Source organism: Deinococcus humi, from assembly GCF_014201875.1.
Lineage (GTDB): Bacteria > Deinococcota > Deinococci > Deinococcales > Deinococcaceae > Deinococcus > Deinococcus humi.
The window spans coordinates 1-15,757 of record NZ_JACHFL010000039.1; the positions used below are offsets into that span (position 1 = coordinate 1).

Below are 15,757 nucleotides of genomic sequence, written 5' to 3' on the forward strand. Positions count from 1 at the left end.
TCGAGCAGGGTGGACAGGGCGTGAACCACGTCCTGGACGCCGCCTAAGCGCTTAGCGGCCTCGTCCGGGTGGATTACTGCGGGGTCAGCTTTTAACGGGTTTTGGGTGGTCACATTGCCGGGAATAACGGCCCATCGGCGGAGCTGTTCGAGCAGTTCCGCCCTAATCTGCTCTGAAGGGGTACATGACCCCTCAGTATTTTTTTCGCTGTCCTGGACGCCCTCTAAAATTTGAGCTTCCTCGGCCCGCTTTGCGGCGTTCGCAATCGCGTTGTAGGCCGTCCGCCCGGCCGCCCGGTCCGCATCCAGGTTGCGGTACGCGCGCTTGTAATCCTGATATCTCAACCGGGCGGTGTGGTTCGGGGTCAGCCGGATCGCGTAGAGCATGCCGTCGACGGCTGTGACCCGTTTCCCGTCTAGGGTGGTGGTGGTGTAGTGCGGACGGGCGGACAGGTAGCCGGCCTTCTGGAGTTGGGTGGTCCAGTCGCGCAGGGTGTTATCGCTGACCCCCAGTGCTTCGGCCAGCAGTTCGGCGCATAGGTGCAGCACGATTTGACGGGGTGACTGGCCGTCCTTGTCGTACAGGTACAGTCGGGTGGCCAGACCGAGGCGGGCCAGCTCGTGCAGGCCAGCGGCCAGTGCCCCCGCTCCAGCGGTCCCCGCACCCCGGCCCCGTTTCGGGCGGAAGTCCTCCAGCGCCAGCAGCTCCTCCAAGCGCGGCAGGGGCTGGCGCTGGACCTGCTGGCGCACGAACACCTGGCTCAGTTCGGCCCGCTCTCTGGCCTCCTGCTGGTCCAACAGCCGCAAGGTATCCAGCAGCCACGCCGGTTGCCCCTCTGCGCCATCCTGGGCCACTGGGGCCTCCACAGGGCGCGGCGTGACCTGCTGGGGATGACGGTCATGCGCCTTGCTTCTGGCCTTGCGCTCGACAGTGGGAGCCAGCGTGGCAGGCGCGTCTTGGTCCTCGACCTGGTCTGAGATCAGCAGGGGGGGGATAGCGACGGGGACAGGGCGACGGGTCTGCTGGAAGTGCTTGCTGGACGGTGGCTTGGTGCGGCCCACGTCCACCAGCTCCCCACGCAGGGCGGCACGACTCATCTGCAGAAAATGGGTGGTGCTGACCGCTTGTCTGGGGGTGAGAGAAGCGTCAATGGTGGTCGGGGCTGGAAAACTATGTGGGCTTTGGCGTACGCTATCGGTACGGCTACCCTGTCGTTGGTTTTTCATGTGAGAGTGGGTTCCTTCGAGGTGGGGTAGCAGAGCGGCACGTTTGGCGACGTGGCCGCTCGCTTCGTTTTCAACAGTAGCACTCCACCTCGTGTGGGGTGTCGCTTTGTTGGGGTTTTGTTGGAAGCTCCCAGCACTCAAGGGATACTGGAGGCATGACCGAGCTTCCCCAACCATCGCCGAATGCCGCAAAATCAGTGGGCTCATCTCACACGTCACACAAGCCAAAGCCGATCATTCCTTTCTTTGCCGTGATCCGGGTGCTTTCCACCGTGCGCTGGGTGGATGAGGAGGCCGAGTTCCTGCTCGGTGGTGTACCCACTCGTGTCCGGATAGCCCCAGATCGTGCACAACAGCTTCAGGGGCAACCTCTTGAGGAAGGACAGGTCTACAGCCTGGCGTTGTGGTTCCGCACGCTTGAAGGTCAGGTGCAGGCCCTTGAGCTGGCTGGGATCAAGCCCTTGAAGGATCAGAATCCTGCTGAGGCACTGGACATGTCTCCGACCTGTACGCTGGCCACCCGTCTGAAAGCCGTTTTTCCAGAGGACGGGTATTTCGATGTCCAGGTGGAAACCAATCCGGCAGGACAGCTCCAGCAGCCATTCGACATACGCGTCTGGGCTGCTCCAGACTTCATTGCGCGCCTCCCCAGATTAGAGAAAACGTTGATCGTGTACGGCGAATACCAGCCTCAGACGGGTCGTCTGGTGGCCCAACACTGGAGAAAGACCCGCGTCGGCCAGCCGGAAGGCGGTCAGCAGGAGCAGCATGGCTCAGAGCAGAACAACAAGTCTGTTTGAGAGCTTCGGCCTTTTCAAAGTTGCACCTGCCGAGTCTGGTCTGTGCCCTGAAAAGCTTTCAGTGAACCCAGACCACTCGAATATCATCCTCAATTAGGATTCCCGTTCGTCGGCGTTCAGGCGCTCAAGCTGGGCGTACACGTCGCGGCGGTTGCCCTCCCGTCGGCGGCCCACACCGATCACCAGCACCACCACCTCATCCCGAATCACCCGGTACACGATGCGATAGCGCTGGCCCACCGCCCGCACGCTGCGGTGCCCGCGCAACTCGCCTAGCAGCGCCTTGCCCTGCATTTCAGGGTCGGCAGCCAGGGCCTCAATACGTTCCAATAGGGCATCACGCTCGCGGCGATCCGTCACCGCCTCCAGCATCTCTAGGGCTTTGGGCGTCAGGGTGACCTGATGCGGCTGGGCGGGTTGTGGCGTGGTCACGGCGCTCAGGGCTTCAGGCGGGCGCGTACGTCTGCCAGGCTGACCCTTTCGCCACGGTCTGCCTGTGTCATGCTCTCGCGCAGATCGGCCATCAGATTGCCGTCTTCAAGCAGATCCAGAGTTTCAGCCAGACTCTCGAACTGCTCATAGCTCAGCGCGGCCATCACTGGCTTGCCGTGGCGGGTGATGATCACTGGCTGCTCGCTGAGGGTTTCGGGCAGCTCCAGGAATTGTTTGCGGGCCTCGCTGATCGTCAGGAACCGGGTCATGCCCTAGTGTACAGCAAAGTGTACAAATGGCCCGATGCATAGATTTGACGGTGGTTGTATTCAGCGCTCTTTTAGAGAAATCAAGGCGGCCTGCGGGGCGCTTTTTCCATTCCCACTGGTGACCTCAACGCAAGAGGAAGGCCCCGCACCCTCTCTTTGCTGATTCTTTTTCGCTGGGCTGCTGTTGTCCCGCAAGGTCACCACTCTTCGTCATCTCCAGGGACCGCCGGTGCCGCCTCCAATGGTCCCTGATTCTGGCGTCGGCACTCTTCGGCCAGCTCCGGGTACAGCTCAGCAATGGTCTGAAACACGCGTTCGTTCAGGCGACGGCGGGCCTCGCGCGCTCCTGTGCGGCACAGCAGCTTCTGTTGCATCTCCGGGTAGCCCGGCGTCGTGAAGCGCAGGTGATGGACCATGACCCGCATCACGTCCAGCACATGGCTGTGTAAGGTGACGTAAGGCCGGTCTACGTCCTGTTCATCCACCCAGGCGTTGTAACGCTCGATGGATTCGACGACGAGGTGTCGCAGTTCCATCTGGGGGACCTGGAGCTCCAAACGCTCCACCTCGTCCAGAATCCGCATACGCTGGGCGTCCTTGCCTTTCTGGGCCGAGTCCTTGCGCGCCTCGCTCTGGTCCAGCAACTCGAAGAAAGCGTCGGTGCGTTCGACCTCCTCCACGCGTTCCAGGTCATAGAGCTTCAGGGGTGGGCGGCTGGGGTAATTCCGGTTTGGTGGGCGGGCGTCCGGCTCTCCCAGCAGCTCGCGGATCATCTTGGGGGTCCACCCGCGCTCGACCCGCAACTGGGTGGCGGTCACGCGGGCTGGGCGTCGGCGCTCGCCTGGTGGCTGGACCTCCCTCTCCTCCGGCATGGGGTTCAGGGTAGACCCTAACGGACCTTAAGCCCCAGATCGACGCAGCAACCGCGCCAGCCAGCTGCGGCGCGGCTCAGCCTGTGCGCTGTGCAGGGCCACCCTCAATCGGTCGGCACTCAGCGTTTCGTTCACAGCATCTCGGACCACTCCTGGCAACCCATGGATGGTCCCGTGACTGGCGGCAGCGTGGCTCGCAAGAGCCTCCAACTGCCGCTTCATCTCGTGTTGATCGGCGGTCATTCCCTGCATGGCGGCAATCAGGCTTCCAAGGTGCTCACGCAGGGTCTTCACTTCCAGATGAAGTTCAGCGTTGTGGGCCTGAGCCAGGTGCAGCGCAGCCAGCAGCTCGGCAGTCACGGCCTCCAGGTCCGTCCGCTCACCCCCCGAGCGGGTGAGCGGCTGAATTTGGGGCAGAGTACTGTCGTCGCGGATGAGGGTCAGGGCGGTCTCGACAGAGGCGACTTGACCAGCGTGAACGGCTTTCAGGGCTAGGCGCAGGCGGTCCAGAGCCTCGCCTGTGAACAGACGACCTCCCCGTGCATCTCGCTCCAGCATGCCAAAGACGACTTCATAACCAGCAGCAGCCCGCCGAAGAGCTGCGCCGGATACACCCAGCTCGGCAGCAGCCTGCCGGGGCGTGAAGACGAGTTTGGCCATGCTGCCCAGCTTAAGGGAGGGTGGGCGCTCACGCGCAAGGCTTGCGGGCGCTCACCCGGGCGCAAGCCTTGCGAGCGAGTCCTTTTCTTGTCTTGAACGCACAAACTTCTTTGAGATTCCTTCGCGCACGACCCTTTTGGTAACGTCAATTACCAGAAATTAGACCCCAGCGATAACTTCGGTTAAGTGCAGAAGGCCCTGAAGACAACCCTATTCAGTGTCGAAAACCTCCAATTCGGATTGCTTCAAGCCAGATCTTCACCCACGTTAAGAATCAGGCTTCCCGTGGCACCCCTGCCTTTAAATACTCGGTCAGTGGCACACCACGTCCCCGGTGCCGGACTCAGCCCACGCTGGGCAGCGTGAACCCGAATGTCGCCCCCTCGCCCACGGCACCGTGCGCCGTCACCTGCCCGCCATGTCGGGCGATAATCCGGCGCACGTTCGCGAGGCCGACCCCTATACCCTCGAACTCGTCCGCCCGGTGCAACCGCTGGAAGACACCGAAGAGCTTGTCCTGATACCTGGGATCGAAGCCCACGCCATTGTCCCGCACGAACACCGCCCACTCGTCCGGGCGCTCCTCCGCCCACACCTCGATGACCACGTCCGCCCTGTTGCGCGTGTACTTGAGAGCGTTGGAGAGCAGATTCTGGACCACTTGCCGCAGCAGGTTGTGATCTCCCGCGACCAGCGGTAACGGTTGGACGTGCCAGGTCACAAGCCGCTCCAGCACGTCCACCTCCACCTCCTCGCGCACTGACGCCACCAGCGCCCCCAGGTCGACCACCCCTACCCGTAAGGGCTGGCGGGACGTGCGCGACAGGTCGAGCATCGCGTCGATCAGGGTATTCATCCGCACCGCTGCCTGATCGACCACCTCGAGGTAGCGGGTCGCCCTGCTGTCCAGCCCGGCCCCAAAGGATTTGCGCAGCAGGGCGTTGAAGCCCTGGATGTGCCGCACCGGGGTCCGCAGGTCATGCGAGACGCTGTATGCGAAGGCTTCGAGTTCCTCGTTGGCGCTCGCCAGCGCCGCGGTCTGCCCGGCAAGCCGTTCGCGCTCGCGCGCCAGTTCCGCCACCTGCTCCGCCCGGTCGAGCGCCAGGCTCAGGCTGCGCCCCACCGTCTCGATGACCGTGCGGTCCACCGCTGTCCAACCTGAGCGCCCGAACGCGGCCAGTCCAAAGATGCCTCGCACCCCCCGGGTGGTCCTGAGCGGCACCATGGCCGTGGCGGTCACGTGCGCCGTGTGCGGTGCCAGGTGGTCCGTATTCTCGTCATACACCTCCTGGTAGTACGGCTGACCCGTCTCGAAGGGCGTGCGCAGATTCCCGGTGCTCGCGTGCGGCAGGCCCTGCTCGTGAGCACGACGGAGCTCCGCGCTGCCGTACTCGCCGAGCATTCGTCTCACGAACCAGCGCTCTCCCTCACGTTCGTAGTACACAGCAGCGTCCAGGGGAATCAGGCTGCGGATCATTGCCTGGGCTCGCCCGACCAGGACGTCAGGATCCAGGTCGATGGTAAGGTCGCGCGTCCACTCCTCGAAGGCGTCCAGGGCCCGGTTGCGCGCGTCGAGTTCCGCATTGCGTTGCCGCAATTCCCCGTCCAGTCTGGCGGTGCGCAGAGCGGCGGCAAGTTGCCCACTGAACAGGTGCAGAAAGTCCCAGTACGCGTCGTCCAGGTGCTTGCGCGGGTTGATCCCCACGGCGAGCAGCCCCAGCGGCGCGGCCTCCTCAGGTTGCGTCAGCGGCAGCACCGCCAACTGCGTGACCGGCTCTGGCCATGGCCCGGTGACGAAGGGTTGCACCGGGATCACCTGTTCCTCGCGCGCCTTCAGCCAATCGTGGGGCGCGTGATGCCAGGGCGCCGTCTGCTCGTCACTCAGCCCAGCCGCGCCGACGAGGTGCAGTTCGCCTCCGGCAGTGGGCACGTACAGCAGCAGGCATGGCAGATCGTGGGGGTTGTCCTCGGCGACGGTCCGGGCAGCCTGCATGACCTGCTGGGGGGCGGCCGCGCCGAGCAGGGCGGCGGTGAGGGCCGCAAGGGTCCGGGTGCGGCGTGCCAGGAGCACCCGCTCGGTGGTCTCGGTCACGGAGGAGAACACGCCCTCGACGTGTTGGTCGACGTACACCGGGGTGTAGCCGACATCGAAGTAGCACTCCTCCAGGTATCCGTGACGCACCAGGGGCACCAGCAGGTTCTCGAACGCGGCGCTCTCCCCGCGGAGCGCGGCGTCGAACACCGGCTTGAGACCCGGGTAACCGTCCTGACCGAAGATGTCGGCGGTGCGGGCTCCCAGGGCGGCCGGGTGCTTGTCGGCCCCGAGGATGGGGCGATAGGCGTCGTTGTACAGCGCGATCAAATCTGGCGTCCACGCGAGGTACATGGGCTGTTTGGACGCGAGCATGAGGTGCACGGAGGTCCGCAGAGCTGCCGGCCAGGTGCTGGGTGGCCCGAGGGGGGTGGAGGCCCAGTCGAGGTCGCGCATAAGGGCACCCAGCTCGCCGCCCTCACGGAAGAGCAGGTCGGGCTGGGGATGGTTGTCGGTGGTCATATGGCTGTCACGTATGGTATCGGTCAGGGGCCTAGCCTTAGAGCCTGAGGACAGAATGGGCGGGCGTATGGTCCGGGAATGATCGAGCAACTGGTGCCGGATGGTCTGTGGGCTCTTGCACAACAGGTGATTCCTGCACCACCGGCACGGCCGCGGGGTGGCCGACAGCGACACTCCGCTCGTCGGACCCTGGCCGGCATCGTGTATCTGCTGCGGTGGGGCCTGCCCTGGCGACAGTTACCCCTGGCTCTTGGATTTGGGAGTGGGCGCACCTGCGAACGACGCTTTGACGAATGGCAACGTCAGGGCGTGTGGATGCGCCTCTGGCGCATCCTGTTGGATCACGCGCAACGGCACGCGTCTGTGGACTGGTCTCGGTCAGCGCTGGACTCCATCAGTGTTCCGGCCCCACGGGGCGGAACGCACACCGGACCCAACCCCACAGACCGAGGAAAGGCCGGGAGCAAACTCCACCTGCTGATTGATGGACAAGGCCTTCCACTCGCTCTCACCGTGTCTGGAGCGAATGTGCATGATTCTCGGCACCTGGAAGGCACTGTCGATGCGGTGCCTGGCGTGCGGAACGGACGACCGGGTCATCCCCGGCAACGTCCAGCCAAGCTGCATGCCGATAAGGGCTACGATTTCGAGCGCTGTCGTCAGGCCCTGGTGCACCGCAGGATCTCTCCCCGCATCGCCCGGCGCGGGGTGGAATCCAGTGCCACCCTGGGGCGGTATCGCTGGCGAGTGGAACGGACCTTGAGCTGGCTCGTGTCGTACCGCAAGCTGGCCGTTCGCCGGGAACGAAGCGCGGCTTCGTTCCTTGCCCTGGCTCAGTTGGCGTGTGCCTTGATCGTGTGGCGCCGGACGAGCGGGGCGCTCAGCGCCCCGCAGGCTGGGTGACCGTTTGTAATTGCTCATAGAGCTTGCCCAGCAGCTTCACCTGACGTTCTGCGGCCTTGATCCGTTCGTCTTCCTGCTCCAGCTCTTCCATCCGGATCGCCTGCCCAGCCAAGGTCTTCGCGATGCCTAACAACGCTTTCTCAAACTCCATGGCGGCCAACATCGCTTCACCGCTCTCCATCGCCAGATCGCCAGCCATACCTTCGAGCATGTCCATCATGTCCATGCCCTGCAGGGGCAGTGCAGCAACGGACAACTCGGGGCTGACTTTCTTTCGTGGCATCCCTCAGTCTGCCACGCTTCGCATTCACGCCTCGTTCTGTCCTCAGGCTCTTAGGCACGGCTTCATATGGCACTCCGCATGACCTGGACCGGACGTGATGAAGCTGCCTGACGTCCGTTTGGGGTATACCCCAACCTGACGTCAGGCTGGATGCATATCAGTATGATAAACACGGCAAAAAACAGGTGTGGTTTTGACAACCTGTGAGGGTCTAAGAGTCTAATCTGACACTCGTCTCAGTCCCTCAGGCGTGACAACAATCCGATTTAGTGTTAATGCCTACACATAGCCGGAGCTAAGCACCAAATAGAACATTGAATATTAGTAGTTTAATCCTACTTTAATAGGAATATGTGATAATTATCGTATATGTCCCGCATTGGTTTACTATAAATTTTGACATGATCAAGAGGCATAACGGTGGACGAGGCAGGAAGTCCAGCAGCAAGCATCAGAACTTTAGCATCAGTCTTGCTCCACATTTGAAGGAAGCCCTTGATGCTGCTGTAACCGAGGAAGTCAGTCGGTCCGAGGTTATTGCTGGGTTAATTGAGGCCCATCTCCTGAAAGCAGCACCACCAGGCGTGGCCAGCAGTAGCCAGAGTAGCACCAGAGAAGAAATCAACTGAACCACTCGAAACCAGCCTGCGAAGTCACAAAACACAGTCTCACCGCTGATAAAATTACTCTTATCAGCGGGTAAATGACTTGTGGTCATGACTGAAGGGGTGGCTCTATTGGCTTTTCTTTCATCGTAAAGTTTTGCAAAATCCCCAATTCCCTTCTGAGTTCATCAATCAAACTAATCAATGCTTCGGAAGCTATTAATAGCTCCTCTGTATCTTTTATGGTCTTGCCTATTTCATCGAGACTCAAAATGTGAACATCTTCCATCCCTTATTGTGGGAACGAATACCACGAATAGTTCTCAAGTAAACAGGGATAACTTCATTAAGCCTAAGTTTAGAGCGTAATTTTTACGTGATTGATATTTGAAATGGCGTCGGCTTGCGGAATATTTGACAAACTACTGGCAATAGTTTGATGTATCTTTTGGTATGACCAAGAAGCATGTCGGGGGCAGGGGCAGAAAGGCGATCAACAAACACCAAACATTTGGGGTCAGCCTTCCACCACACCTCAAGGCAGCCCTCGATGCTGCTGTGACGCAGGAAGTCAGCCGATCTGAGGTTATCGCTGGGTTGATTGAGGCTCATCTCCTGAAGGCAGCATCTGCAAAGAGATCATCACCAACAGCTGAGGCCACAGCAGCACAGCACAAGGCATCTAAACCATCCAAGACTCCGACCAACCTCCCTGCTGCCGTGACTGTGATCTCGCAGCAGATGAAGCGAGGACTGGGCTGGAAGCCAGAGAAATACGAAGTGGCCGAGAAGGCGCTGGCTGAGGGTTACACCATCACCAGAAAGGCAGATAGCGCCAACTACACCACCGAGAAAGGGAGTGTCGTCTCATGGCGCACCATCCAAGCGCTTCTAAAGCAGGGTGTCGTGGTCACGCTCGATTAAGAAGCATCCGCTGTCCACAGATGACGAGTGTTCTTATCAGAGGTAACCAACCAATCGTTACGCTTGAAGAGTAGCTAGACGCTGTCTTCGCTCCGCTTCCGAGATATGTAAATCTTCTAACTCACCCAGCAACTTATCAATGAGGGTGATGAAGGCATCAGAAATAGCCAGCAGATTCTCTGTCTCTTCAATGGCCCTGTCGAGCTCCATAAGTGATGAACGGTAGAGCTCTCTCATCGCACCATTGTGCTGTCTTTGGCTGCGAGTAGTTGATAAGCAGATTGAGTAAGCTTCATTAAGATGAAGTTTCAACTCAAATTATGTAAATAACTTATAGTAGTGAGACATAATAATAGTTACCTCAGGATGGTAATCATCCTGAGGTAACAACAACCAATTTGCTTTACTGTTGTTTGGCCCTTAAAGCGCAGAGGTTAGATTCAAGTCGTCTATTAATCTGTCCATCCCGCTATATACATATTGAGGAGCGTAATCGTAGTTCTGGCAATTAAATTCGCTTATTATTTCTTCGAGTCTCTGATTGCTCGGGTGGAGATGCAATGGCTCTGGGTCAGGGAGTCTGAAGGAAGCAAGGTCAGGAAGAATAGGTTGAAGTGGTTGGAGAGAGAATCGTCTCTGTGCAGCTAATGCAAGCTCAGCAAATGTCTGCTCTGCCGGGAGATTGACAATGTCTTTGTAGATAGATTTATCAAAAGCCATACCAACTCCTTCTGCTCTTCCTTGGGTTTATGGACACCACTTCCTACCCTTATGGTAGGCACCCCCGCTTTAATATTTGTAGCCTTGGTACTGTTAACGTAATTCCTCGTCTAATTTGCTTCTCAGCAGAATAAGAAGGTGTGTCTCAAACTCAACGAGAGGTATCGCGTACGGCCTGACCTGAGCTCTGACAGCTTCCGAACAAAAAAGGCCGAGGCGCATACGCACACCCGGCTCACCGTGGAAAATGGCCCTCAGTGCAAGCGCCTTGGGAAGAGCGTACAAGGTGCATCACACCATTCCTCAGACCGTAGCTGTCCGTCTTCCCACCTCTACCATCACCGCTGATGCCGTCCCAGCGGGTATCGAAGGCCAGTGATCCCTCACGCGAAGGGGCTCTTTATCCTGCTGTTGAAGCAGCAACCCGTCAAGGTCATAGCTACCGTTTTCGATGTGTCCCGTGGAGTGAATTCTGGCACTCCCACTCGCGAGTCTGAATTCTCGATCACCGCTCGTAACCGTAGGACCGTTCGTGTTGACGCCGGTGTTCGCGGTCTTCGTCGTAACTGCGCTCGTGCTGGTTGAACCGGGCCAGCTCCTGCACATCACCTTGATCGTGGTACAGCCCCAGTTCCTGTTGCTGCTCCCACTGGTGTTCGTCGCTCTCGCGGCCGTACGTTCGTAGGTCCGCCAGTTCATCCTTCTGAATGGTTCGACTGGTGGCTGCCAGGACGTAGATATGCCCGGGCCGTAGGCAGTGAGGATCTGACCTCACCGGACGCCTGATTCAGCCCCTCAGAGGTTGACACTAAAGTTCCTTATCGTCGAAGCGGGCCCCCATGCTCCGCTCTCTCTGACCTGCCCACATTCCTTCAATGCTTCTCTCCAAATCCTGCAGCAAACCATCCAGAGTCCTGAATCCCTTCCCGTGATACTCCAGGCGTGATTCAATCACCACAAGAAGACGTCACGGCCTATACAAAACTGAGTGACATTCTCGCTCGATTTCCAGAAGACAAACGGTACAAGGTTTACTCGCGCCTGAAACGGCAGATCAAGCGCGGTCAACTGCGGAGCGTCTTTACCTTGGGTTGGGTACTGATTCCCCACAGAAAGAAGCTAGTCCGCGTCCCCGAGCTGCTGATTTACATGGCCCTTGAGGCCTGGATTCAGCACACGCTGACGGAGTTCTCTAGCGCGGGAAAGAGGCAGCCTAAAGCGACCACGGCCACAGCCGAACATCACTAGTTTTCAGCCTCCGAGATGGTATGACCCCGGTATAGGGGCTGGAGCCTCTTCTGACGCTCCATTATCCCCGCGAAATCGAAAAATAGCCTGGAAAGTGCGAGGCAGATCCACTCCGCTTTCCCCTCCCCATCAGGCAAAATGCTGCTATGACACTGCTGAGCCTTCCTCAATGGCAAGTGGTGTTGCGCTGGGACGATGGGGCGCGGTCTACGGTACGGTATGCCGGTTGGTTGTGGATCGGCGCCATGAGTCACGGGGTTCATCAGTTGGCGCTGGCCTGCTATGCCCAGCGTCGGGCCACAGAGCCGGAGCTCCCCAAGCACATGTCGTATCTGATTCTGAGTTTTACACTGATTGAAAGGCCTGTCGAAGACATGGCATTGACCCCCGACGTGTGCTAAGCAGACAGCGAGCTCTAACCCTTTCCCTCACCGCTCCCAGCCCCGGTCATAGTGGCGCTCTCGTTCCCTTTCCTGCTGCCGCCGCGCCCCACTGCCGTAGTCTTCCGCGTCGAGTTCTAGCGTGCGCCCCCCGCTGCGCTCCTGCTGCTGATCCTCGCCCTGGTGCTGGTGCCGGTTCTGGTGCTGATCCTGGTACAGACCCAGCTCGCGGTCCAGATGCCGCTCCAGCTCGTACGCCTGATGCTGGAAGTGGACCAGATCGCCCTCCGCTCCCCGTCTGAGCGTGGTGTCGGTCCCGAAGCAGACATGGACGTGGACATTCCCCCCGTCCTGTTGATGCACGGCCACCGCGTAGATCTCGGCGTCGGCGCGGCGTTCCTGCACCGCCTGGGCCACCAGGAACGCGGCGCGCTGCCGGTCCACCTCCGCTTCGCCGGGGAGCTGGGTGGTGAAGACCAGGTGCTGCTGGTACTTCGTCGTGGTGTCCTCGATCCGGGCGGCGGCCTCCACCCGTTCGGTCTCTCTCAGCACGCCATCTTCCAGGGTGTAGAGCTGGGTGCGCTCCTTCTCGTCCATGTAGCGCGTGGCGCTGGCGGCGCGCGCTTTGCCGCCGGCACTGGTCTTGGTGTAGTTGTTGCCGCTGCGGTCCGGGATCGAACGCACCACCCGCTGGGTGCTGCCCAGGGAGCGGGCCATCAGCGGTTGAAGAAGCCCTTGGGCTTGTTCCGGAGTTCGTCCTCGGTGTGCTCCAGCTTGTGGGTGGCCATCACCATCGCGCCCCGCGTCTCCTGGACCTGCTGATTCAATTTGCCGAGGTAATCGACGAGCTGCTTCTGTTGCTGCTGGAGTGCTTGGATCTGGGTGGTTAGGGCCTCCACATCCTTGAGGCCGGCCGTCATCTGCTCGGACGACTCGCGGACCTTGAGAAGCAACCCCGGGTCATCGTTCCCCATCCCGGCGGCCAACTCGCTCAACGCGGCGCGAATCTGTGGCGTCGGCTCCTTAAGCTGGTGGACCGCGAAGTTCCAGGCCCGCTCGATGTACTCCGGTCCCTTGTCCTTGCCGAAGGTGTCCCTGACCAGCAGCCCCACCATCTGCTTCGTCGATCCGCTTTCCAGACTGGTCCTTGCCAGCAGGGAGCGCACCCGGTTCATCTGCTCATTCAGGGCCACCCGGATGTTCTGCTGCATCAACTCCGTCTGCTGCTCGAAGGCCAGCTTGAGAATGTCCGTCGTCATGACCTAGCGGTCCTGCAGGCTGTAGCGCTCCAGAACGTTTGCGCAGAACGCCGACAGCTTGACCCCGGCCTCGTCCGCCATCAGTTGCAGCTCAGCGGCGTGGTGAGCATCCAAAGTCACGGTCACTCTCTGGGGCTTTTGTTTCGGCCTTCCAGCGGTCTTCGTCATGCCACAGCTTAGGGGAAAAAAGACGCACTAATTAGAAATCACCAGCGCTCGGGTTTTTCCCCTCTAGAACTGCGTTCTAGAGGCAAGATGCACGTTAGTGCTAATCTTGCGTAACTGCATTACAACCGGGGATCTCAGCGGCCAACGCCTGTTTTCGCGGGGGCTTCGGCACACTAAAATGCCCAAAGGTTAATCGCGTGACTGTGCGGCCTCAAGCGCCGCTTCTACCGCTTCGCCCTCAGCCAACCGATAAAAACTGCCTCCAAGCTCAGTCTTTCTGGTGACAACCAGACCGTCTTTGGTAAGTCTGTCCAGGATTTGCCGGACGGACCTCATGCTGGGCAGGTGCCCACGCTTGATCAGCCGATCATAGATCTTGTCCTGCCGTTGCTCCTCCAGAGAGAGGCACAGCAGCACATCACTGGAGTTCATGGCGTCCAGTTTCCGTCATCGCTTTTCTGTGAAAGTGTGCAGGTGGTAAAGCAACAATTTGAACAGTTACTGTTCAGATTCTCTGCCTGACGAATCGTCAATGCGCTGAGCATGGAGACCACGCGCTTAGGTTGGGCCGCCGCCCCCGCTTTGGTGATTCCAGTTGTCCGAGACGGCTCAACACTAGAACCAATCCGCATTCTTTTGAATGATGCGGAAGTAATTGCCTTCAGGATCTCTCAGCATCACGTAATCGGCTTCCGGTTCATAGCGCCAATCTGCTCGCGTAGCCCCGAGTGACAGCAGTCGTGCCACTTCTGCCGACTGATTCTCAGCATAAAGATCCATGTGATGGCGTCGAGCAGCTGGGCTGGTGACCAGCTTGAGGGCCAGTTGAACACCAGCACCCTCGCGCGGAATCAACACCACCCAGTCCTCCTCTGGTTCTTCGCGGGGTACGTAATCCAGTGCGACGGTCCAGAACGTCATGCTCTTTTCCAGATCACCCACGCCCCAGACGATGGAGCTAATGTTCAGCATGGGGAGATGCTAGCGATTCACCAGGCTGATCCACATCCATTTGAGAACGAAGCAACGCGATACCGTAGCCCTGACAGGAATAAGGCTAAAGAGCAAACAGAAGTTTTGTCTGGGTAAAATTCGGCCTAAACCCCAGAACTAACAGGTCTTCACCCCTGGGCCAGTCAATCCGCTGACCTCTCTTTCACCAGGACTTCGGTGCTCTGAAGCTCTGAGCGGCCCACGCCCTGTCCAACGCTGCCTCCACTGCTTCTCCCTCAGCCAATCGATAAAAGCGTCCTCCGTTCTCAGCCCTTCTCGTGATCACCAGCCCGTCGATACTAAGTTTGTCCAACGTTTGTCGGACGTATGACATGCTGGGTAGATGGCCACGTTTAGTGAGTCGATCATAGATTTCGCTCTGTCATTGCTCATCCAAAGAGAGGCAAAGAAGGATGTCACTTGATCTCATGGTGTTCAGTCTTCTACAGCAATGTCCCTTAAAAGTGTGCGAGGAGTAAAGCCAGAATCTTGCCCACTTAACATTTGCACGCCCATGCTAAAAGCTTCTAGGGCGAAAATTTATTCGCGACTTATTTACTTATTTTTTCTAACAAATTAGAGAGGAGATTTTAAGAAGCAACAGGAACAAGATCTTAGGAAGAAATTCACATAAATTCAATTGAGATTTGTGGACTTTCAAGAGATCTTGTCTATGTATTTTTTAGCAGCGGCCATAATAAGATTTTCGTCCTGGATTCCTATATACGAAATCCTATCTATTATACTTTCACCGTCAATACTGATAGCCCAATTCTTCCTGGAAGCACCATGTCTACCAAGAGGACGATCAGGAATGGGAGAAAAGGTGATGACAATCTCGCGCCCCCTATAGGTCTCTCGCATATTGGCTCAGAGCATAGGTCCATCAGTGATTCTCATCTGTCTTTTCTATTCCTGATAGTAGTTAGAGTTTGAGTCCCTAACCTAAGCAGAAATAGATTGAGTGAAATCAGGGTTTTATCCAGATCAAATGAAGGATACCAAAGGTGGTTGACCGCCTAGCGGATTGACCCTATAGCTGGCCTTGCGGCGGGTCATTTTCCTCTGGGTCTGGCTGAGGGGGTGGGGCATCCGGCGCGCACTCTGCGCCGGAGGTCACGCCGCCCGAAGTCGGGCCGCTAAGAGCGCGGCGGGGCGTCTGAGGTCCTTCCACTCGCGCCGGTCCACTTCCAGGTGCTGCAATTCTGCCGCCAGCGCCTGTAAACCATCCCTTCCCTCCAGCTCGGCTTGCCAGGCCAGCCAGATGATTTTGCAGTAGTACGCCCGGCTGTGCTGGTCCTCCAGATCCCGTGCCAGGGCCGCACCCATGATGCCGATCAACGCTGCACGCTTCGAGGCATGGACTTCGAGCAGGGTGGACAGGGCGTGAACCACGTCCTGGACGCCGCCTAAGCGCTTAGCGGCCTCGTCCGGGTGGATTACTGCGGGGTCAGCTTTTAA

Annotated in this window: 19 protein-coding genes; 4 read left to right on the forward strand and 15 right to left on the reverse strand. The window is 58.9% G+C overall.

The window, feature by feature from the left end; genetic code table 11:
* Positions 1–1,097, reverse strand: a 1,097-nt coding sequence (locus tag HNQ08_RS26415; protein WP_184138345.1) for a helix-turn-helix domain-containing protein, incomplete at its 3' end; no start/stop codon positions are given.
* Between the two features lie 284 nt (positions 1,098–1,381).
* Here HNQ08_RS26415 and HNQ08_RS26420 point away from each other — a divergent pair.
* Positions 1,382–2,026, forward strand: a complete 645-nt coding sequence (locus HNQ08_RS26420; protein ID WP_184138347.1) for a hypothetical protein — start codon at positions 1,382–1,384, stop codon at positions 2,024–2,026.
* 93 nt (positions 2,027–2,119) lie between these two features.
* On the opposite strand, the gene HNQ08_RS26425 is transcribed toward HNQ08_RS26420, so the two are convergent.
* From HNQ08_RS26425 to HNQ08_RS26445, 5 genes are all read right to left on the reverse strand, one after another.
* Positions 2,120–2,458 (reverse strand): type II toxin-antitoxin system RelE family toxin, encoded by a 339-nt coding sequence (locus HNQ08_RS26425; RefSeq protein WP_229790299.1) that lies wholly within the window; start codon positions 2,456–2,458, stop codon positions 2,120–2,122.
* Between the two features lie 5 nt (positions 2,459–2,463).
* Positions 2,464–2,727, reverse strand: coding sequence for a type II toxin-antitoxin system Phd/YefM family antitoxin (locus tag HNQ08_RS26430; RefSeq protein ID WP_184138349.1), 264 nt, complete (start codon positions 2,725–2,727; stop codon positions 2,464–2,466).
* 197 nt (positions 2,728–2,924) lie between these two features.
* Complete coding sequence (locus HNQ08_RS26435) at positions 2,925–3,599, reverse strand: hypothetical protein (protein WP_184138351.1); 675 nt, start codon at positions 3,597–3,599, stop codon at positions 2,925–2,927.
* A gap of 27 nt (positions 3,600–3,626) precedes the next feature.
* Positions 3,627–4,259, reverse strand: coding sequence for a hypothetical protein (locus HNQ08_RS26440; protein WP_184138353.1), 633 nt, complete (start codon positions 4,257–4,259; stop codon positions 3,627–3,629).
* 343 nt (positions 4,260–4,602) lie between these two features.
* On the reverse strand, positions 4,603–6,813 hold the full coding sequence (locus HNQ08_RS26445; protein WP_229790300.1) for a sensor histidine kinase: 2,211 nt from the start codon (positions 6,811–6,813) through the stop codon (positions 4,603–4,605).
* A gap of 78 nt (positions 6,814–6,891) precedes the next feature.
* Between HNQ08_RS26445 and HNQ08_RS26450 the strand changes: the two genes are divergently transcribed.
* Positions 6,892–7,716 (forward strand): IS5 family transposase, encoded by an 825-nt coding sequence (locus HNQ08_RS26450; RefSeq protein ID WP_184138355.1) that lies wholly within the window; start codon positions 6,892–6,894, stop codon positions 7,714–7,716.
* On the opposite strand, the gene HNQ08_RS26455 is transcribed toward HNQ08_RS26450, so the two are convergent.
* Positions 7,694–7,999 (reverse strand): hypothetical protein, encoded by a 306-nt coding sequence (locus HNQ08_RS26455; protein WP_229790301.1) that lies wholly within the window; start codon positions 7,997–7,999, stop codon positions 7,694–7,696. The genes HNQ08_RS26450 and HNQ08_RS26455 overlap by 23 nt on opposite strands.
* A gap of 714 nt (positions 8,000–8,713) precedes the next feature.
* Entirely contained in the window at positions 8,714–8,893 is a 180-nt protein-coding gene (locus HNQ08_RS26460; protein WP_184138357.1) for a hypothetical protein, read from the reverse strand.
* A 164-nt stretch (positions 8,894–9,057) separates the two neighbouring features.
* Between HNQ08_RS26460 and HNQ08_RS26465 the strand changes: the two genes are divergently transcribed.
* The gene (locus HNQ08_RS26465) at positions 9,058–9,528 is read left to right on the forward strand and encodes a ribbon-helix-helix domain-containing protein (RefSeq protein ID WP_184138359.1); all 471 of its coding nucleotides are present in this window, start codon (positions 9,058–9,060) and stop codon (positions 9,526–9,528) included.
* A 57-nt stretch (positions 9,529–9,585) separates the two neighbouring features.
* Here HNQ08_RS26465 and HNQ08_RS26470 read toward each other — a convergent pair whose 3' ends face one another.
* Positions 9,586–9,765, reverse strand: coding sequence for a hypothetical protein (locus HNQ08_RS26470; protein ID WP_184138361.1), 180 nt, complete (start codon positions 9,763–9,765; stop codon positions 9,586–9,588).
* A gap of 988 nt (positions 9,766–10,753) precedes the next feature.
* Entirely contained in the window at positions 10,754–11,023 is a 270-nt protein-coding gene (locus HNQ08_RS26475; RefSeq protein WP_184138363.1) for a hypothetical protein, read from the reverse strand.
* A gap of 167 nt (positions 11,024–11,190) precedes the next feature.
* Here HNQ08_RS26475 and HNQ08_RS26480 point away from each other — a divergent pair, with 167 nt between their 5' ends.
* Positions 11,191–11,496: a hypothetical protein gene (locus tag HNQ08_RS26480; protein WP_184138365.1), complete on the forward strand. Its 306-nt coding sequence runs from the start codon at positions 11,191–11,193 to the stop codon at positions 11,494–11,496.
* Positions 11,497–11,924: 428 nt separating this feature from the next.
* Here HNQ08_RS26480 and HNQ08_RS26485 read toward each other — a convergent pair whose 3' ends face one another.
* From HNQ08_RS26485 to HNQ08_RS26505, 5 genes are all read right to left on the reverse strand, one after another.
* On the reverse strand, positions 11,925–12,593 hold the full coding sequence (locus HNQ08_RS26485) for a hypothetical protein (protein ID WP_184138367.1): 669 nt from the start codon (positions 12,591–12,593) through the stop codon (positions 11,925–11,927).
* Positions 12,593–13,135, reverse strand: a complete 543-nt coding sequence (locus HNQ08_RS26490; protein ID WP_184138370.1) for a hypothetical protein — start codon at positions 13,133–13,135, stop codon at positions 12,593–12,595. The genes HNQ08_RS26485 and HNQ08_RS26490 overlap by 1 nt, the downstream gene beginning before the upstream one ends.
* Before the next feature lie 357 nt (positions 13,136–13,492).
* Positions 13,493–13,735: a hypothetical protein gene (locus HNQ08_RS26495; protein ID WP_184138371.1), complete on the reverse strand. Its 243-nt coding sequence runs from the start codon at positions 13,733–13,735 to the stop codon at positions 13,493–13,495.
* 183 nt (positions 13,736–13,918) lie between these two features.
* Positions 13,919–14,275: a VOC family protein gene (locus tag HNQ08_RS26500; protein ID WP_184138373.1), complete on the reverse strand. Its 357-nt coding sequence runs from the start codon at positions 14,273–14,275 to the stop codon at positions 13,919–13,921.
* 1,137 nt (positions 14,276–15,412) lie between these two features.
* The coding region (locus tag HNQ08_RS26505) for a hypothetical protein (RefSeq protein ID WP_184138375.1) at positions 15,413–15,757 on the reverse strand (345 nt) is incomplete at its 5' end.